This window comes from Vibrio sp. D404a (assembly GCF_030248535.1).
Classification (GTDB): domain Bacteria; phylum Pseudomonadota; class Gammaproteobacteria; order Enterobacterales; family Vibrionaceae; genus Vibrio.
The window spans coordinates 116,988-136,011 of record NZ_JAHGAJ010000016.1; the positions used below are offsets into that span (position 1 = coordinate 116,988).

The window sequence follows — 19,024 nt, forward strand, 5'->3', positions numbered from 1 at the left end:
AGTCCTTTAACGATTAAGCGTACTTTTGAGCAAGCTCGGTGAATGCATCACCCCTTGCCATGAAATTACTAAACTGATCGAAGCTTGCACACGCAGGCGACAACATCACCATATCTCCCGCTACCAGCTTTGGTGAAACGGTTTCGATAATCTGCTGCATGGTGTCAAACTTTTGTGCCGATGGATGCAGAGGCATAAACTGGTCAGCATCTTCACCAAAACAGCACAGTTTAACGCGTGCGATATTGTTGAGTACCGGTGCAAGCTCACTGAAGTCTGCCCCTTTACCCACACCACCGACTAACAAATAAAGTGTTCCTGCACACTCTAGACCAGACAAAGCCGCTAACGTGCTGGCAACGTTGGTTGCCTTAGAGTCATTAACCCACTTCACGTCACGCTTGTCTGCGACGACTTGGCAACGATGAGTCAGGCCGTTATATGCTTTTAATGCATCAAGACTGTTGGTGTAGTCGATATTTGCCAGTTTAAGTAGTGCTAAAGAAACCAAGGCATTTGATACATTGTGTCGACCAACCAGAGTAAGGTCTTGGCTGCGAATAACCGGCACACCATGATCAATGAGCCACTCTTCGCCATCAATCACATCAACACCGAACTCTTGGCTATCAAAACCAAAGCTTACGACCTGTTGTGAATCCAGCGGATAGGTTTCGCGATCATCACGGTTTACTAGAGCGTATTGCGCATGTTTGAAGATACGGCGCTTAGCATCACAGTAATCGGCCATACCTTGATAGCGATCCATGTGATCTTCAGAGAGGTTCAAGAAGGCCGCCGCCGCTAATTTAAGACTTGATGTGGTCTCTAACTGGAAGCTCGACAATTCTAAGACATAGAGGTCGGCATCTTGTTCAAGTAGATCCAGAGCTGGTACACCGATGTTGCCACCAACGCCCACCTTAAGACCCGCAGCTTTGGCAAGCACACCCGTAAGATCTGTCACAGTGCTCTTACCGTTAGAGCCCGTGATTGCCACGACAGGCTTCTCAACTGCCCAAGCAAACAGTTCAATATCACCCACAACAGCACCACCGCGCGCCAACACAGTTTGAATCTCTGGTGTTGCCAGTGCGATACCTGGGTTTGCAACCACAAGGTCGGCTTGTGCTAACCACTTGTTTTGCCAGCTCCCAGAATGCAGAGCAACACCATCAGGCAGTGACTCTGTGCCCGGTGGATTATCGCGAGTGTCGATCACTCTCACCATGCAGTGAGGCTGATATTTTACAAGATGTTTAACGACAGAGAGCCCGGTAATACCGAGCCCTACAACCACTACATTCTGAATATTTTGCCAAGGTTCCATTTAAACAAGACGCTCTATAATGTGGATAAAGCCCCGTATTAACGAGGCTTAAAGTGGAATTAACGAACTTTCAGTGTCGCTAGACCAATCAAAACAAGAACCATTGAGATGATCCAAAAACGCACGATTACACGTGGCTCTGGCCAGCCTTTCAGCTCGTAGTGGTGGTGAATTGGTGCCATACGGAAAATACGCTGACCGCGCAGCTTGTAAGAGCCTACCTGTAAGATTACTGATAGCGTCTCCATTACAAATACACCGCCCATAATAACCAGTACCAACTCCTGGCGAACCAATACCGCGATAGTACCTAAAGCACCACCGAGTGCTAGAGAGCCAACATCGCCCATGAATACTTGCGCTGGGTAAGTGTTAAACCATAGGAAACCAAGGCCAGCACCAACAATAGCGGTACATACAACAACCAGCTCAGACGTAAACGGGATATATGGAATATGTAGGTACTCAGCAAAGTTAACGTTACCCGTCGCCCATGCAATCACCGCAAAACCAGCAGCTACCATTACCGTCGGCATGATTGCTAGACCGTCTAGACCATCTGTTAGGTTAACCGCATTACTGGTGCCCACGATAACAAAGTACGTCAACACAATGTAGAGTAAGCCAAGCTGTGGCATCACATCTTTGAAGAAAGGTACAACAAGCTGAGTCGCTGCCGTGTCTTGACCGTGTGCATACAGTGCAAACGCCACAACCAGCGCAATCGCTGATTGCCAGAAGTACTTCCAGCGAGCAATTAGGCCATCGGTATTCTTACGGACAACTTTACGATAGTCATCAACAAAACCAACCGCACCATAACCGCCAAGTACTGCCATCACAGCCCATACATAAGGGTTAGAAAGATCTGCCCACAATAGAACAGTAATGATGATCGCAGCCAAGATCATCACACCACCCATGGTTGGGGTACCGCGTTTGCTGAAGTGAGATTCAGGACCGTCATTACGAACAACTTGACCGATTTGCAGCATTTGTAGACGCTCGATTAAACGAGGTCCCATCCACAGTGACAAGCATAGAGCCGTTAAAATACTCGCGATTGCTCGAAACGAAAGATATTCAAACAAACGAAAAAACGAAAAGTGTGGCTGTAGCAGCTCTGCAAGCCAAATAATCATGAAAAGTTCTCCTTTAAAGCAGCGGCAATTTTACTCATTCCTGCACTGTTTGCGCCTTTAACTAACAGTGTGTGCGACGCATTATTTGGCAAGCTTAACTGCTGCTCTATATGTGCGATCATCGCTTGATGCGTGGCGAAGTGAATGCCGTTGCAGACCTCACTGATCACCTTTGTATCATCACCGTAAGTGAGTACATGCTCAAAAGCGAATGGGGCAGCATATTCACCGACTTGACGGTGAAGTGCAAGGCTTTCATCGCCTAATTCAGCCATATTGCCTAAAATCAGCCAACGCTGCCCTTTAAAGCTAGACAACAGTTTTGCCGCCGCCTTCATCGCAGGCACGCTGGCGTTGTAGCTGTCGTCAATTAGCTTAATTTGTTCACTCAGCTGTTGAACCTCAACGCGGCCCTTTACTGAGTTTAAGTTTTTTAAACCAGTCTGAATATCATTCAAACTCGCACCGAATTGGATACTTAATGCGGCTGCAGAAAGCGCATTTGCCACATTATGTTGACCTATGATACCTAGCTCAATAGCGATAGCCCCTTGTGGGGTGTGTATTGTGAAGCAGGCTTCGCCTTGATCATTAAGCTCAACTTCGTCGGCAAAGTAATCGGCAGCAGAGTTTACATCGGAGAAGGTAAACACTGACTTATCTGCCAAGACTTCTTCCCAATATGCACCACCATTGCTCTCTAAGTTGACGATAGCGGTATCTCCAGCAGAGAGGCCTTGGTAGATTTCCCCCTTAGCTTGCTTTACACCATCCATTGAACCAAAGCCTTCAAGGTGCGCTGCGGCAACATTATTTACCACCGCCACTTGCGGCTTCACCAGTTGTGTCGTGTAAGCAATCTCACCGATGTGGTTAGCACCAAGCTCAATCACAGCGAAGTCATCACTTGGCTCACTACGCAGTAACGTCAGAGGTACCCCAATATCATTATTGAAATTGCCCGCGGTAAACAGTACTTTTCCACGCTGTTGTAAAATGCTAGCGACCATCTCTTTGACTGTGGTTTTGCCACAGCTACCTGTGATAGCCATGGTTGGCACTTCACATTGAGCATGCACCCATGCACTCAACTGACCCAACGCAAGTTTAGTATCCTCAACAATCACTTGAGTAATATTTAGGTCAAGTTTTCGTTCGACTAACAACGCGCTAGCTTGTGCTTCGACCGCTTGATGGCAAAAGTCATGCGCATCAAATCGCTCGCCAACCAAAGCCACGAACAGAGCACCACTTTGAACGGTACGTGTATCTGTAGATACAGAATGAATCATGGTCGCTTTCCCTGCTTCCGTTGATTCAATTAGTTCACCATTAACGGCCTGACAGACCTGTTCTAGTGATACATCAATCATTGTGAATACCTAATAATTGCAGTGCTGACTCTCGGTCAGAGTAGTGCACAGTTTCATCTTTTAATACTTGGTAATCCTCATGGCCCTTACCTGCCAGTAGGATAATGTCATTGTTACCAGCTTGCTCAAGGGCAAACTTCACCGCTTGATAGCGATCATGCTCAACGTATGCGACTTGAGGCTGCTTAAGCCCCACCAGCATATCTTTGACGATTTCCGCCGGGTCTTCACTACGAGGATTATCATCAGAGATAATGATCTTGTCGGCGAACTGTTCCGCCGTCTCCGCCATCATTGGACGCTTCCCTTTATCTCTATCACCGCCGCAACCGAAAATAGCCCATAAGTTGCCAGAGCAATGCACGCGCAGTGCAGCTAATGCTTTTTCCAGTGCATCAGGCGTGTGTGCATAATCAACCACAACTTTGGCTTTTTGCGGCGCTTGGAATAGTTCCATACGGCCGATCACTGGCTGTAACTTTGGCGCACTATCAACCAGTTGTTGTTTATCAATACCTAAAGCAAGCAGTGTTGCGAACGCTACCAAAACATTAGAGGCATTGAATTGACCGATCAAAGGTACCTGCAGTGACCCCATGCCCCACGCACCATCGAAATCCATACGGATGCCAGTTTCGGCATAAGCCACGTCTGAGGCCCACACCGCATTGGCGCGATCAGTCATAGGATTAAGCGATACTGCAACGGCATCAGGTAATTCTGATAACCACGCCAAACCCACTGGGTCATCGGCATTAATGATAGCGTGCTGGCAGTGATGCTTGGTAAACAGACTCTGTTTGGCTAACGCGTACTCTTCCATCGTGCCATGATAGTCAAGGTGGTCTCGACTCAGGTTGGTAAAAACACCGGCTGCAAATTTGAGTGCTTTAACACGGCCTTGAACCAAGCCGTGTGATGAGATTTCCATTGCAGTATAGGCCGCATTTTGAGCCGATAATTCACTCAAAGTACGTTGAATTTCAATCGCACTACCCGTGGTATTTTTTGCGTTTTGCAGGTCGTCAAGAAAACCATTCCCTGTCGTGCCCATAACACCAGAGCGCTGACCAACTAAATCAAGCCACTGAGCGATAAGTTGAGTAATTGTGGTTTTGCCATTGGTGCCTGTCACGCCAATCAGCTGAGTCGCATCTGATTGATAGACACGACCAGCTAGAGCAGAGAGCTCTTGGTTCAGATCTTGGATATAAACAATGGTGACACCATTTCGCTGCTCAATACTGCCGTGAGCATGCTCTTCACACGCTTGTGCGATAACGGCGCTAGCGCCAAGCTCAATAGCCTTATCAATAAAGCGGCGGCCATCCACAGCGTGACCAATAACAGCGACAAAAATGTCTCCCGAGCGCACGGCTCGGCTATCTAGCTCCAGATGCGTCACTTCGATTTCAGCCAGTGTGGCGTCATCAAATGCTCCCCATGAGGCTAGTAAGCTAGATAGTGTTAGGCAATTACTCATATCGAATCCTGATTCGCTCTATTCTTGAAACTTGTTTTCGTCAGCAGGTACATTAAGAATTTGCAGCGCGCCTTTCATGATCTCAGAGAAGACAGGGGCTGCCACTGAGCCACCGTAGTAAAGATCACCCTGCGGCTCGTTTACGACCACAACCAGTGATACTCGAGGGTCGCTCACCGGTGCTACGCCTGCGGTAATCGCGATGTATTCATCACTATAGCCACCCGCTTCCGCTTTACGTGAAGTACCCGTTTTGGCTGCGACGCGATAACCCGGTACCGCTGCTCGTGTTGCAGTACCGCCTTTTTGGGTGACGCCTTCCAGCATCTCTAGTACCAGCTGCGCATTGTCTCTATCAATGATCTGCTTAGAAAAATCTTGCTCATTGTTTTCAATGATGTGAATCGGCTCATAGACGCCTTTGTTCGCGAGCGTTGCGTAAGCATGAGCTAATTGAATTGGGGTGACCGATAAGCCGTAACCAAAAGATAGAGTCGCGATTTCAAACTTCGACCAACGGCGACGGTTAGGGAAAATACCCGTTGTTTCACCGACCAGATTCAAGCCTGACATTTCGCCAAGACCAACCGAACTGTAAAGCCCAAGTAGCGCTTCCAGCGGCATATCCAATGCCAGCTTAGCCACACCGATGTTACTCGACTTTTTAAGGATCATCGCTAAGTCAGCCTTGCCGACTTTGGAGGTATCACGAACACGGCTACCACCAATCTGCATGATGCCGTTACCGGTATTAATGACTGTGTCTGGGGTTGCTGCACCGTTTTCGAGTGCCGCCAAAACAACAAAGGGTTTAACCGTCGAGCCTGGTTCCATCGCGTCGGTCAAAACGCGATTACGCATCTTAAAGCTTTGTAGGTCAGCACGATTGTTTGGGTTGTAGGATGGGGCATTGACCATGGCTAACACCGCACCGGTTTTGACATCCAGCAGAATCGCCGAGCCTGAAGTAGCACGGTGATCGGCTACCGCTTGTTTGATCTCACGATAGGCGATCGCTTGAAGGCGTTGGTCGATGGTCAAGGTCAAGGGTTTGCCTTGCTCACGCTCTTCCAAGGCAATATTCTCGACTACGCGCCCATAGCGGTCTTTACGAATGGTACGCTTACCCGCTTCACCCGTTAGCCATTTATCGTAGCTGCGCTCCACGCCTTCTAAACCATGACCATCAATACCGGTCACACCAATTAGGTGCGCACTGATTTCACCCGCAGGATAGTAACGTCGAGACTCCGCCTTCAGGCCAACGCCCACCAGCTTTAGATCGCGAATGTACTTCGCCATCGCCGGACTAACTTGTCTTTGGAGATAAATGAAGCGGCGCTTTTTATTGGCTGAGATCTTATCGATCATCGATTGACGCTCTAGCCCCAATACATCCGCAAGGGCATACCAGCGATCAATCTGAGCAAGACCGTCTTTATCAAAAATGGTTTTCGGATCAGCCCATACCGCCTCAACCGGCACACTCACGGCAAGGGGTTCATCGTTTCGATCAGAAATAATACCGCGCGCGGAAGGGATAGCTTTGACGCGAACAGAGCGTAGATCACCTTGGCGAATCAGGTTGTCCGGCTCGATAATTTGAATATAGGCGACGCGCGACACCAGCGCAGCAAACGCAAGAAATACAAACGCGATAACGAGGTTAAAGCGCCATTTGATCAAGATAGGATCGGCATCCTTTTCATTCGCTGCGACAGCTTTGGCAGAAACGGCTTCGGCTTTCTTCGCAGGTGCTTTTTCCTTTTTTGCGGTCATTTCAGTGAGATCACAACTTCTTTGTCTGAGTCAGGGCGCTTCATATCAAGCTCTTTAATCGCAGAGGCTTGTACTCGGCTGTGTTCGGCCAGCGCGGTCTCTTCGAGCATTAGGTTTCGCCACTCGTCATCAAGCTGCTCACGCTCCACCAAAGCCATATCTTTCTGGGTAATGGCCTGGCGAGACATGTGTGTAGTAAGAACGACCCCCATCGCACTCGCGAAGATAGCAATGAGCAATAACAGTGGGACGCGACCCACTGATATTAGATCAAAGAAGATAATCTTGGCTAAGTTTGGCTTGGCGGTCTTCATCTACTACAGCTTTTCTGCAATGCGTAATACTGAGCTACGTGAGCGAGTGTTTTCATCAACCTCGTGTTTAGAAGGTTTGATCGCTTTGCCGACAGGCTTAAGATCAGCACTGCCTAGCGCTTTAATCTGCTCTTCTGTCAGTGGCAAACCGTGAGGAACCTGAGGACCTTGGCTCTCTTTACGGATAAAACGTTTTACCATGCGGTCTTCAAGTGAGTGGAAGCTGATAACAGACAGGCGACCTTCCGGTGAAAGAATGCTTGCTGCGCCTTTCAGTGCCGTATCAATCTCTTCCAGTTCACTGTTGATGTAAATACGGAATGCTTGGAAAGCACGTGTTGCTGGGTGCTTTTTCTCTTTGAAGCTCTTTGGTGCCACATCAGAGATCAGCTTAGCCAATTGACCCGTGCGTGTTAGCGGTTCGTTCTCTTCGTTTTCACGGTAAGCAACGATGCCTTTCGCAATACGACGTGCGTGCTTGTCTTCACCAAACTCACGGATAACCCATGTGATGTCATCAAGATCGGCATCCATTAACCACTGAGAAACAGGGATACCCGAGGTTGGGTCCATACGCATATCCAGCGGGCCATCTTTCATGAAGCTGAAGCCGCGCTCTGCGTCATCCAGTTGAGGAGAAGAGACACCAAGGTCGAGAAGTACGCCATCTACTTGGCCGACAAGATCGTAGCGCTCCGCGTATTCAGCCATGCCAGAGAAAGGGCCGTGGATGATAGTAAAACGAGGATCATCAATTTTTTGTGCTTCTGCGATCGCTTGTGGATCGCGGTCGATACTAAATAGTCGTCCATTCTCGCCCAGTTTAGACAGGATTGTACGGCTGTGACCACCACGGCCAAAAGTACCGTCAATGTAGGTACCATCGGGTTTGATCGCCAGTCCGTCAATTGATTCGTTAAGCAATACTGAAATATGTTTGAACGCTTCTGTCATAGTCTTCTCAGTGAGTGGATTAAGCCTTTAGTTCGGCTACAAATGATTCTGTTAACGTTTTAGTGTACTGATTTCGCACGTTATCTCCACTACATTGTGTGTAGCGAGTTGGTATTTTTCACCCAAGTCTTTACAAGAAAAGCGGATTTTAAGGAAATCTAAATAGTTTACGTCAATATAAAGCAAAAAACCCATCACTACTGTTAAGTAATGATGGGTTCTTGGAATAGGTGGAGTCGACATATAAGCCGGGTTCTGTTCCGCTTGCGCGGTAGTAGCCATTCGTCTAGGCCAGCAATCGCTCACTGGCTCAAGCAACCTACCCGCCTCCTTACGCGAGCAACGCAATGTGGAGGCCTATTTGGTCTTGCTCCGGGTGGAGTTTACCCTGCAACGGACTATTGCTAGCCGTCCGGTGCGCTCTTACCGCACCCTTTCAGCCTTACCTGTGCCCTAGGGCCATCGGCGGTCTTCTCTCTGCTGCACTTGTCGTGGGCTTGCGCCCCCCAGGCGTTACCTGGCACCCTGCTCTATGGAGCCCGGACTTTCCTCCCCTTCATCAGTCTCCCGAAGGACGTCAACGTCAGTCTCCCAAAGGACTTCAACGCCAGTCTCCCGAAGGACATCAATGAAGCAGCGACTACCCAGTCAACTCCGAGGGCGGATTGTATAGAGATTAGAGTGCAGTGTCTAGCCAGATCACAAATATGATGCAATCGGGGTGTTAACTGGTGGGGAATTGAACGAAAGAGCAGATGAGAGTGACGAGATGAGGGATTCGAAGGGATAAAAAGAAAGATGCGGGTGGCGAGATGCGGGATTCGAAGGGATAAAAAGAAAGATGCGGGTGGCGAGATGCGGGATTCGAAGAGATAAAAAGAAAGATGCGGGTGGCGAGATGAGGGATTCGAAGGGATAAAAAGAAAGATGCGGGTAGCGAGATTCGGGATGAGAAAAGAACTAAGAGCAGAATAGAGTGCTGTGATGAGAGACTCGAGAAGAGATTTAAAAGAAGGTGCGAGCAAAGGGACTCGAAAGACGTGAAGAATAGATTAGAGATACAGATAAAAAGATGGTTGGGTTTCTTGTTTATCTGTATCTAAATTGTGTAACTAAGGAAGCACTAGTTGTCTAGGTGCTCTAGGCCCCATTTGTACAGCGCGTTCTTCTTCAGGTTGTAGATCTCTGCGGCCATGGCAGCAGCTTTCTTAAGTGGCAGCTCTTTGGTCAGAATGCCCAGTGTGCGTGTCGCTTCGTCTGGCAGGTCAGTGCTCGCCTCTTCGCGATGGCCGTGAATCAGTAACACCATTTCGCCGCGCTTGCGATTCGCGTCTTCTTCAATCCACTCAATCAACTCGCCCAGAGGCATGCCTTGAATGGTTTCGAAAGTCTTCGTCAGCTCACGTGCTAACACCACTTCGCGGTCTGGGCCTAAAATCTCCAGCATGTCTTGCAGTGAGTCAGAGATACGATGTGGTGATTCGTAGAAAATACAGGTGCGCTCTGCTTTCGCGATCTCAAGGAACTTATCCTTACGACCTTTACTCTTAGGAGGTAAGAAGCCTTCAAAACTGAAGCGATCTGACGGCAGGCCTGACGCACTTAACGCAGTGATGACAGCACATGCACCAGGAAGTGGTACAACTCTCACACCCGCCTGACGACATTGAGATACAAGATGGTAACCTGGATCACTGATTAAAGGGGTTCCAGCATCTGAGACTAATGCGATAGACTGACCCTCTAATAATTTTTCTACTAGAACTTGAGCCTTAGTTTGCTCATTATGGTCATGTAACGCGAACGTTCTGGTGGATATATTGAAGTGAGCAAGCAGCTTACCCGTGTGACGTGTGTCTTCCGCTGCAATAACATCGACACTTGATAATACTTCGATTGCTCTTTGCGTGATGTCTCCCAAATTTCCGATAGGAGTCGGCACGATATAGAGAGTTGGGCTCTCTGTGAGCAAGGTTTTGTTATCTGTCATTTGTTTACCATCACTTCAACGATTAATATAGATACAAATTTATACGGAATTAAAAAGAACTCATGGCAACAATGAACCATAAGAGACTCAGTGTACCACGCTTACTAACTCCAATTGCATTAGCAATTTCATTGGCGGCTTGTTCTTCTGCGCCACAAGCCCCGACGCGTGTTGATATTACACTTGATCCAACACAATCGACAGAAAGTTACATGATGCAAGCCGACAGTAGCAAGGGAAGTCTACAAAATGATTGGCTAATCATGGCGCTTAAGTCGTCGGTGCAAGCAGGTAAAACCGATCAAGCGACGTTGCTGATCAAACGTTTAGCCAAACAACCACTCTCGGATACTCAACAAGCTGAGTGGCAATTAGCGCGTGCACAGCTGCTGTTTAATAACCAACAAACAGAGCAAGCGTATCAACAACTGAATTTCCAGCCGTGGTGGAAACTGCCGAATGAGCAGTGGAAAGACTACCACAACCTACGCGCTGACATCTTAGAAGTGCTAAACCAATACTTCGAAGCAAGCCGTGAGTTAACCAAGCTGGAAGAGTTTGATGATGGCGAAAACCAACAGCAAATTTCCGACCGTATCTGGCAAAACCTAAATAGCTACTCACAATACGAAGTGCTAGCGCTTAAAACGGCGCCAGACGAAGACGTATTGGCGGGTTGGTTACAGCTATCTATCTACCTGAAGACGCTGAACGGCAACCTGCCTGAACTACAAAGTACGTTGCAAAATTGGTTTGCTGAAAATCCATACCACCCAGCAGCGACCTACACGCCACAAGCGATTACTGACATCTTGGCTTTAGAAATCAGCAAGCCAACCAGTACTGCACTGCTGCTGCCTCTAACCGGTAAGTACAGCAAGCAGGCACAATTAGTGCGTGATGGCTTTATCTTCGCGATGATGAACGACAAAGAGCGTGAGGAAGACGCGACGCTGACCGTGTTGGATACCAACACTCAGAGCGCGGAAGAGATCAAACAGACTCTCGTCGACAACAAGGTTGATTTCATTGTTGGCCCTCTGATTAAGAGCAACATCACTAAACTTCAGCAAGCTCAGAAAGGTCATGAGAATGCCATTCCTGCGTTGGCACTGAACATTCCAACTCAGTTAGAACCGGATACCAAACTTTGCTACCTAGCATTGTCGCCAGAGCAGGAAGTTGAGCAAGCCGCGAAGCACCTCTTCACTCAAGGTTACAAATACCCGCTTATCTTGGCACCGAAAGGCCGATTGGGTGATCGTATCGAAGAAGCATTTAAGGAAGAGTGGTCAAAATACAGCAACAACGAGGTTGCGACGTCATTCTTCTCTGACAAGCGCCAGCTGCAACGCAACGTTAACCAGATTTTTGGCCTACAAGAGAGCCAACAACGCATTGCGCAAATGGACAATCTAATTAACCTGCCGCTAGAGACAGAGCCTCGCAGTCGTCGCGACGTGGATGCGGTATACATTGTGGCGAAGAACTCTGAGCTAACGCTTATTAAGCCTTTCATCGAAGTAGCGATTAACCCAGATGCGAAGCAACCTGCGTTGTTCTCTAACTCTCGCAGTAACAGTGGTGATAAGCAGTACGAAGACCTAACTGGCGTTTTCTACAGTGATATCCCTCTTCTGGTTGAAAGCAAGGGTGAACTGAACAAGCAGCTAAACGAGCTGTGGCCATCACACTCAAATGGTCAGAAGCGCCTTCAGGCCCTTGGTATGGATGCGTACTATTTGATGGACGCACTACCGCAAATGAAAGCCGTTGAAGGGCACAGCATCTCTGGTGAAACTGGCGTGCTAACCATTGACAATAACTGTGTGGTACAGCGTCAAATCAGCTGGGCTGAGCATGGGGCTATTTAGCCGAACTAAGCTCGTACAAAAACTTAACGCCCACCGACAAGTGGGCGATAAATACGAACGCGTGGCCCTAGATCACCTCAAAGGCCACGGACTCTCTTTAATAGAGCAAAACTTCGTAGCAAAATGTGGTGAGATTGATCTTATAATGCACCACAACCAGACTATTGTGTTTGTTGAAGTCAAATACCGAAAACAGACACGTTATGGACATGCCGCCGAAATGGTCACCGCTCGCAAGGCGAACAAGCTGATCAACACTGCCAACCTATGGCTGATGAAACAGGGCATGTCGGTACACTCGACTAACTTCCGGTTTGATGTTGTGGCTATTGAAGGGCCAAGTGAACAAATCAACTGGATAGAAAATGCAATTACCCAAGGATAAACATGCTAGATAGCATCAAAGAAAGTTTTACAGAAAGTATTCAGATCCAAATCGCGGCAGCAGAAGCCCTGCCAGATGCTATTACCCATGCCGCTCAAGCCATGGTTGCAACCTTGCTTAATGGTAATAAGATTTTATGTTGTGGTAACGGTGGCTCAGCTTCGAACGCACAGCAGTTTGTCTCTTGCCTACTTAACCGCTTTGAAACCGAGCGCCCTAGCCTGCCTGCAATGGCGCTAACCGCCGACAACACTACGCTAACTGCGGTTGCAAACGACTACCACTACGAAGAGATCTTCTCAAAACAGGTACGTGCTTTTGGTCAAACTGGCGATATCCTTCTTGCTATTTCGACTAGCGGTAACAGCAAAAACATCATCAAGGCTATGGAAGCGGCAGTAACCCGTGATATGACCATCATCGCTTTTACCGGTAAAGACGGTGGTGAGATGGCTGGTCTTCTAGGCGAACACGATGTAGAGATTCGAATCCCATCACATCGCACCGCTCGTATCCATGAAGTTCATATGGTCACACTGCATTGCTTGTGCGATCTCATTGACCAAGTTCTATTCCCAGCTCACGAGGAGTAATTGGAGTAACATGAAGTTTTCTATTGTTAAGTTGCTCAGCGTTTCACTGCTGACACTATCATTGTCTGGATGTGCGGGGCTGTTCATTGCAGGCGCTGCGACGACAGCAAACTTAGTCACCGACACTCGTACTACCAAAGAGATTTGGAATGATAACAATATCGAGTTCGAAGTTGCAGCCATCACTAACAAGGCTCCATATCGCGGTAACGTTCGAATCACTGCCAGCTCTTACCGCGGCACAGTGGTACTGATGGGCCAAGCATCAACAGAGGCGGAACGCCGCTCATTTGAGAGTGAAGCGAGAAAAGTGGCTGGTGTGAACAATGTCCATAACCAAGTACGCGTTAAGCCACCACTGAGCGTGAGTGAGATCAGCAAAGACAGCTGGATCACAACCAAGGTAAAATCTGCTCTGCTGGCCAATGCCGAGCTAAATGGCATCAAGGTTAAAGTTATCACCGAAGATGGTGAAGTGTTCCTACTCGGCCTTGTGACTCGTGAGCATGCTGATATTGCAACCGATGTAGCTCGTAATATCTCAGGGGTCAAACAAGTCATTCGAGCATTCGAATATGGTGATGAGGCAACGGTGAAGGCTGAAGCGGCGGCGGAAACTGAAGCAGAAACTGTCGTTAACTAACTTCATCCAAATATATAAACTCCAATAAAAATCGAGTTATAAAAAAAGCAGCGAATCATCGCTGCTTTTTTAATGTCGTTCGGTTACTTGATAACTCGAAGGCTTGGTCGGCCTTTAGTTGGGCGCGGTGGTTCAGGCTCAGGGTCTGAATCTTCCGCATCAACTTCAACCTCTGCCGTTGCAACACTCAGTGAAGGACCTTGTTCCGGAGCTTCAAATGGCCCCTCTTCAATGCCTTCTTCCAGCACATCCATGTAAGCCTCTTCAGGCTCAAACATAGTACCAGCGCCATTTTCACGAGCGTAGATCGCTTGAACAGCATAAAGCGGTACGATCACAGAGTGAGGACGTCCACTGAAGCGGGCACTGAATGTCACCGCTTCGTTGCCAAGCTCAAGATTGCCTACCGCACGAGGAGCAATATTCAGGATGATTTGACCATCTTGAATAAACTCTTCAGGCACACGAACACCCTGCAATGTTGCTTCAACAACAAGGTGTGGTGTCAGTTCGTTATCAACCAGCCAATCATAGAATGCACGAAGCATATATGGACGGCGTGGCGTCATCGTTGAGATATCCATAACGATTAACGAGCCAGTCGCATCTCGCGCTCAGCTTCTGTTAGAGAAGCTAGGAATGAATCACGCTCAAATACACGGTTCATGTAAACTTTCAGTTCTTTAGAACCTGGGCCAATTAGCTCGATACCTAGCTCAGGAAGACGCCATAGTAGCGGAGCAAGGTAACAATCGATTAGGCTGAATTCTTCGCTCATGAAGTATTCGTACTCTGCGAAGATAGGAGCCAGAGTTAGTAGGTCGTTGCGCAGCTTAGTACGTGCTGCTTCAGACTCTTCTGCATTGCCTTTTACAATCTTCTCAGCAACTGAGTACCAGTTACGTTCGATACGATACATCATTAGACGGCTGTTACCACGAGCAACAGGATAAACAGGCATCAATGGTGGATGAGGGAAACGCTCATCTAGGTATTCCATGATGATTTTTGAGTCGTATAGAGCCAACTCGCGATCAACTAGAGTGGGTACTGATTTGTACGGGTTCAGTTCAACAAGCTCTGCTGGAAGATTATTTTCATCAACCAACTCAACTTCAACACTTACGCCTTTTTCAGCAAGAACAATGCGCACCTGATGGCTATACATATCAGAAGCACTTGAGAAAAGAGTCATCACAGAACGTTTATTGGCAGCTACAGCCATGGAGCCCTCCAGTACACTTTAAATAAAAACAATGGAGGCCTAAGCCTCCATTGTACATTAACATAATTTGGGAATTAGCACGGTATTATAGCACAATTAGTGCACATCACGCCAATACTCTTTCTTCAGTAGAATCACAACGATAGTGAACAATACTAAGAAGGCCATTACCCACCAACCTAGAGCGTGACGCTCAAGTTGAACTGGGTCACCAGAGTAAACTAGGAAGTTAACCAAATCACGTACAGCTTCGTCGTACTCGCCTGAACTTAGTTCACCAGAACCGTCAGTTTCAGTACCTACAACCACTTCTACTTCTTCACCATCTACGATGTGAGTTTCGTAGATTGGCGTTGGGATGCCTTGTAGCTCTTCAAGCACATGTGGCATACCAACACTTGGGAAAACAATGTTGTTTACGCCAAATGGACGAGATGGGTCTTCGTAGAAAGTACGAAGGTAAGTGTATAGCCAGTCTGCGCCACGAACACGAGCAACCAGTGTTAGATCCGGTGGCGGAGCACCGAACCAGTTTGCCGCTTGTTTCGCAGGCATTGCGTTAACCATCAGGTCACCAACCTTCGCTTCAGGATCGAAGACTAGGTTCTCTTTCATCAGATCCACAGGGATCTCAAGGTCGTTAGCAACTCGCTCATAACGCTGGTATTGCGTTGAGTGACAGCCAAAACAGTAGTTCATGAACAGCTTCGCGCCATTTTGCAGTGAAGCTTGGTCCGTTAAGTCATTGTTCGCTTTGTCTAGCGGAACATTTGCGCCCGCTGCCATAGCTAATGACGGCAACATAGCAAATAAAATTACAATCCATTTTTTCATTTGAATGTCACCCTTTCTGGTAATGGTTTCGTCGCTTCATTCTTACTGTAGAACCACAGTAGTACGAAGAACATGAAGTAACCTAAGCTAAATACTTGTGCAAGTATTGTGTACGTTGGTGTTGCTGGAAGCGCACCAAGAATACCAAGCGCAATAAAGCTTATTGTGAATTGGATGATGTTAATCAAATGCAGTTTGCTACGGTAACGGTACGAACGTACTTTACAACGGTCGAACCATGGCAGTAGGAATAGCACAACAATCGATGCGCCCATTGCTACAACACCTAGCAGCTTATCAGGAACCGCACGTAGGATTGCGTAGAACGGTGTGAAGTACCATACAGGAGCGATGTGCTCTGGAGTCTTCAGCGGGTTCGCAGCTTCAAAGTTTGGCGGCTCAAGGAAGAATCCACCCATCTCAGGGTTAAAGAACAGCACATAACAGAAGAAGAATAGGAAACCAGCAACACCAACCATATCTTTCACAGTCCCGTATGGGTGGAAAGGAATAGAGTCAATGATGTCGTATTTCTTAGTGTAATCCTTGTGGAATGGGAACTGAGTTTTGTAGTCGTCGCCCATTGTGCCCTTAGGAAGCTTAGTTTCGATACCGTCTGGGTTGTTTGAACCTACTTCGTGCAGCGCTAGTACGTGAAGTACGATAAGCAGCAGAAGTACGATTGGCAGAGCGATAACGTGCAGTGCGAAGAAACGGTTCAGCGTTGCACCAGAGATGATGTAGTCACCACGGATCCAAAGCGTTAGGTCATCACCGATAACCGGAATCGCACCAAACAGAGAAATGATTACCTGAGCACCCCAGTATGACATTTGACCCCATGGTAGTAGGTAACCCATGAATGCCTCAGCCATAAGCACTAGGAAGATCAACATACCGAAGATCCACAGTAGCTCACGAGGTTTTTGGTAAGAGCCGTAGATTAGACCACGGAACATGTGCAGGTAAATTACAACGAAGAATGCCGAGGCACCCGTTGAGTGCATATAACGTAACAACCAGCCGTATTCCACATCACGCATGATGTATTCAACAGATGCAAACGCGCCTTCGCCCGATGGTACGTAGTTCATTGTTAGCCAAATACCCGTAAGGATTTGGTTAACCAGTACTAACATTGCCAAAGAACCAAAAAGGTACCAAAAGTTAAAGTTCTTAGGCATTGGGTATTCAGATAAGTGCTTTTTATAAGCATTCATCGCGGGTATACGTTTCTCTACCCAATCTAGTAGTCCTTGCATTATGCATCTCCCTCGTCAATACCGATCAGGATCTTGGTGTCACTTAAATACATATGCTTTGGCACAACAAGGTTAAGCGGTGCTGGTACGCCTTGGAATACTCGACCAGCCATGTCGAACTTAGAACCGTGACATGGGCAGAAGAAACCAGACTTAACACCTTGAACTTGCTCTGCAAAAGAATCAGGTAGGTAAGTTGGAGAACAACCTAAGTGAGTACAGAAACCAACAGCAACAAAGAATTCCGGCTTAATTGAACGGAACTCATTTTGAGCGTATTCAGGTTGTTGTTCAGCTTCCGATTGAGGATCTCGAAGTTGACCACCAATGGATTTCAAGTTTTCTAGTACCGATTCAGCACGGCGTACAACCCATACAGGCTTACCTTGCCACTCGACACGAACCATTTGGCCAGCTTCTAATTTACTGACTTCCACTTCCACCGGCGCACCCGCAGCTTTCGCCTTGGCACTCGGATTCCATGATTTAATAAAAGGCACGGCTACAGCAGCAGCCCCTAAACCACCAACAACGGCTGTTGTTGCGGTTAGGAAACGCCTGCGACCGTTATTTAAAGGCGCGTTGCTCATCCAAACATTCTCCCATTTGCTCCTTGTGGATTGAAATTATTCCGATTAAAGAGCATGGCTAACAAAATATGTATTTAGTTCTATTTATTGACGGCAAATGATAAATAAAACCCTACTTTTTGACAAGATAAAGCTACCTTTTTGTAACAATCATGAGGCAAAGCGCACATTGGGTTACAAAAGCTATCAAAATATAAGAATTTGGAAATAAAACGAGGGAGGAAAAGCGTTTAGCGGGGAGTAGAAAAACAAAAAGCCCGGCATATAGCCGAGCTTTGAACCACAATTCCAGTAATAAAACTGGGAGCGTGTATTTTCCGGTAAAGGAAAAATTAACGCTTAGAGAATTGAGGTTTACGACGTGCTTTACGTAGACCAACTTTCTTACGTTCAACGCAACGAGCGTCACGAGTAACGTAGCCAGCTGCACGTAGAGCAGGACGTAGAGTTTCATCGTACTCCATAAGAGCGCGAGTGATACCGTGGCGGATTGCGCCAGCTTGACCAGAAATACCACCACCAGAAACAGTGATGTATAGGTCAAGTTTCTCAGTTAGTTCAACTAGCTCAAGAGGTTGCTTAACAACCATACGAGAAGTTGGACGACCGAAGTAAACATCAAGGCTACGCTTGTTGATTACGATCTCACCAGAACCTGGTTTGATGAAAACACGAGCTGCTGAGCTTTTGCGACGACCAGTGCCGTAGTATTGATTCTCTGCCATTTTCATAATCCCCAATTAGATGTCTAGTACTTGTGGTTGTTGAGCAACATGGTTGTGCTCAGCACCAGCGTATACTTTTAGCTTACGGTACATAGCGCGGCCTAGAGGACCACGTGGTAGCATACCTTTAACAGCTAGTTCAAGAGCCATCTCTGGCTTACGGTCGATCAGCTTTTCAAAAGTGATAGACTTAAGACCACCAGGGAACTCAGAGTGACGGTAGTAAACCTTACCCTTAGCCTTGTTACCAGTTACAGTAACTTTCTCAGCGTTAACAACGATGATGTAATCACCAGTGTCTACGTGAGGAGTGTATTCAGCTTTGTGCTTACCGCGTAGGCGAGAAGCGATTTCACTTGCAAGACGACCTAGAGTTTTACCTTCAGCGTCTACAACGTACCAGTCGCGTTTTACAGTTTCTGGTTTAGCAACGAAAGTTTTCATGCTAATAATTACCTATTAAAAAAATTTACACTTAAGGAATACTGAGTATTCCCACTGTCTAAGAGTCACCATTCATCACCCCTT

The 19,024-nt window shown here is 47.3% G+C and carries 19 protein-coding genes and 1 other RNA gene; 4 read left to right on the forward strand and 16 right to left on the reverse strand.

Features of this window, described 5'->3' with window-relative positions; genetic code table 11:
- Positions 1 to 13 precede the first annotated feature (13 nt).
- The 9 genes from murD to rsmI all read right to left on the reverse strand — a co-directional run bounded on the left by murD (position 14) and on the right by rsmI (position 10,365).
- Positions 14 to 1,330: a UDP-N-acetylmuramoyl-L-alanine--D-glutamate ligase gene (gene murD, locus KI655_RS09555; protein WP_285404098.1), complete on the reverse strand. Its 1,317-nt coding sequence runs from the start codon at positions 1,328 to 1,330 to the stop codon at positions 14 to 16.
- 59 nt (positions 1,331 to 1,389) lie between these two features.
- The gene (gene mraY / locus KI655_RS09560; RefSeq protein WP_032553116.1) at positions 1,390 to 2,472 is read right to left on the reverse strand and encodes a phospho-N-acetylmuramoyl-pentapeptide-transferase; all 1,083 of its coding nucleotides are present in this window, start codon (positions 2,470 to 2,472) and stop codon (positions 1,390 to 1,392) included.
- Positions 2,469 to 3,845 (reverse strand): UDP-N-acetylmuramoyl-tripeptide--D-alanyl-D-alanine ligase, encoded by a 1,377-nt coding sequence (murF, locus tag KI655_RS09565; RefSeq protein WP_285404100.1) that lies wholly within the window; start codon positions 3,843 to 3,845, stop codon positions 2,469 to 2,471. The genes mraY and murF overlap by 4 nt, the downstream gene beginning before the upstream one ends.
- On the reverse strand, positions 3,838 to 5,328 hold the full coding sequence (gene murE / locus KI655_RS09570; protein ID WP_285404102.1) for a UDP-N-acetylmuramoyl-L-alanyl-D-glutamate--2,6-diaminopimelate ligase: 1,491 nt from the start codon (positions 5,326 to 5,328) through the stop codon (positions 3,838 to 3,840). The genes murF and murE overlap by 8 nt, the downstream gene beginning before the upstream one ends.
- Positions 5,329 to 5,346: 18 nt before the next feature.
- Positions 5,347 to 7,107, reverse strand: coding sequence for a penicillin-binding transpeptidase domain-containing protein (locus tag KI655_RS09575; RefSeq protein ID WP_285404103.1), 1,761 nt, complete (start codon positions 7,105 to 7,107; stop codon positions 5,347 to 5,349).
- Positions 7,104 to 7,421: a cell division protein FtsL gene (gene ftsL / locus KI655_RS09580; protein WP_150870876.1), complete on the reverse strand. Its 318-nt coding sequence runs from the start codon at positions 7,419 to 7,421 to the stop codon at positions 7,104 to 7,106. Before ftsL ends, KI655_RS09575 begins: the two co-directional genes overlap by 4 nt.
- A 3-nt stretch (positions 7,422 to 7,424) precedes the next feature.
- Positions 7,425 to 8,375 carry a 16S rRNA (cytosine(1402)-N(4))-methyltransferase RsmH gene (gene rsmH / locus KI655_RS09585; RefSeq protein ID WP_285404106.1) on the reverse strand — a complete coding sequence of 317 codons (951 nt, stop codon included), beginning with the start codon at positions 8,373 to 8,375 and terminating at the stop codon, positions 7,425 to 7,427.
- A 228-nt stretch (positions 8,376 to 8,603) separates the two neighbouring features.
- Positions 8,604 to 9,031, reverse strand: an RNA gene (rnpB, locus tag KI655_RS09590) — RNase P RNA component class A.
- Positions 9,032 to 9,498: 467 nt separating this feature from the next.
- Positions 9,499 to 10,365 carry a 16S rRNA (cytidine(1402)-2'-O)-methyltransferase gene (rsmI, locus tag KI655_RS09595; RefSeq protein ID WP_285404108.1) on the reverse strand — a complete coding sequence of 289 codons (867 nt, stop codon included), beginning with the start codon at positions 10,363 to 10,365 and terminating at the stop codon, positions 9,499 to 9,501.
- A gap of 62 nt (positions 10,366 to 10,427) precedes the next feature.
- Between rsmI and KI655_RS09600 the strand changes: the two genes are divergently transcribed.
- The 4 genes from KI655_RS09600 to KI655_RS09615 are packed head-to-tail and all read left to right on the forward strand — an operon-like array spanning position 10,428 to position 13,860.
- Positions 10,428 to 12,239 (forward strand): penicillin-binding protein activator, encoded by a 1,812-nt coding sequence (locus tag KI655_RS09600; RefSeq protein ID WP_285404110.1) that lies wholly within the window; start codon positions 10,428 to 10,430, stop codon positions 12,237 to 12,239.
- Complete coding sequence (locus KI655_RS09605; RefSeq protein ID WP_285404385.1) at positions 12,226 to 12,624, forward strand: YraN family protein; 399 nt, start codon at positions 12,226 to 12,228, stop codon at positions 12,622 to 12,624. The genes KI655_RS09600 and KI655_RS09605 overlap by 14 nt, the downstream gene beginning before the upstream one ends.
- 2 nt (positions 12,625 to 12,626) lie before the next feature.
- Positions 12,627 to 13,217 (forward strand): phosphoheptose isomerase, encoded by a 591-nt coding sequence (locus KI655_RS09610; protein ID WP_004729817.1) that lies wholly within the window; start codon positions 12,627 to 12,629, stop codon positions 13,215 to 13,217.
- Between the two features lie 10 nt (positions 13,218 to 13,227).
- A complete protein-coding gene (locus KI655_RS09615) occupies positions 13,228 to 13,860 on the forward strand; it encodes a BON domain-containing protein (RefSeq protein WP_152468138.1) in 633 nt (210 codons plus the stop codon).
- 83 nt (positions 13,861 to 13,943) lie between these two features.
- Here the strand turns inward: KI655_RS09615 and sspB are convergent, their stop codons facing one another.
- The 7 genes from sspB to rplM all read right to left on the reverse strand — a co-directional run bounded on the left by sspB (position 13,944) and on the right by rplM (position 18,940).
- A complete protein-coding gene (sspB, locus tag KI655_RS09620) occupies positions 13,944 to 14,444 on the reverse strand; it encodes a ClpXP protease specificity-enhancing factor (protein ID WP_285404136.1) in 501 nt (166 codons plus the stop codon).
- A gap of 5 nt (positions 14,445 to 14,449) precedes the next feature.
- A complete protein-coding gene (gene sspA / locus KI655_RS09625; RefSeq protein ID WP_032553106.1) occupies positions 14,450 to 15,085 on the reverse strand; it encodes a stringent starvation protein SspA in 636 nt (211 codons plus the stop codon).
- Positions 15,086 to 15,181: 96 nt separating this feature from the next.
- On the reverse strand, positions 15,182 to 15,919 hold the full coding sequence (locus KI655_RS09630) for a cytochrome c1 (protein ID WP_285404139.1): 738 nt from the start codon (positions 15,917 to 15,919) through the stop codon (positions 15,182 to 15,184).
- Positions 15,916 to 17,181, reverse strand: a complete 1,266-nt coding sequence (locus KI655_RS09635) for a cytochrome bc complex cytochrome b subunit (protein WP_285404141.1) — start codon at positions 17,179 to 17,181, stop codon at positions 15,916 to 15,918. The genes KI655_RS09630 and KI655_RS09635 overlap by 4 nt, the downstream gene beginning before the upstream one ends.
- Positions 17,181 to 17,771 (reverse strand): ubiquinol-cytochrome c reductase iron-sulfur subunit, encoded by a 591-nt coding sequence (gene petA / locus KI655_RS09640; RefSeq protein ID WP_137358368.1) that lies wholly within the window; start codon positions 17,769 to 17,771, stop codon positions 17,181 to 17,183. The genes KI655_RS09635 and petA overlap by 1 nt, the downstream gene beginning before the upstream one ends.
- 332 nt (positions 17,772 to 18,103) lie before the next feature.
- The gene (gene rpsI, locus KI655_RS09645) at positions 18,104 to 18,496 is read right to left on the reverse strand and encodes a 30S ribosomal protein S9 (RefSeq protein ID WP_004740758.1); all 393 of its coding nucleotides are present in this window, start codon (positions 18,494 to 18,496) and stop codon (positions 18,104 to 18,106) included.
- A gap of 15 nt (positions 18,497 to 18,511) precedes the next feature.
- On the reverse strand, positions 18,512 to 18,940 hold the full coding sequence (rplM, locus tag KI655_RS09650) for a 50S ribosomal protein L13 (RefSeq protein WP_032553102.1): 429 nt from the start codon (positions 18,938 to 18,940) through the stop codon (positions 18,512 to 18,514).
- Between the last annotated feature and the right edge of the window lie 84 nt (positions 18,941 to 19,024).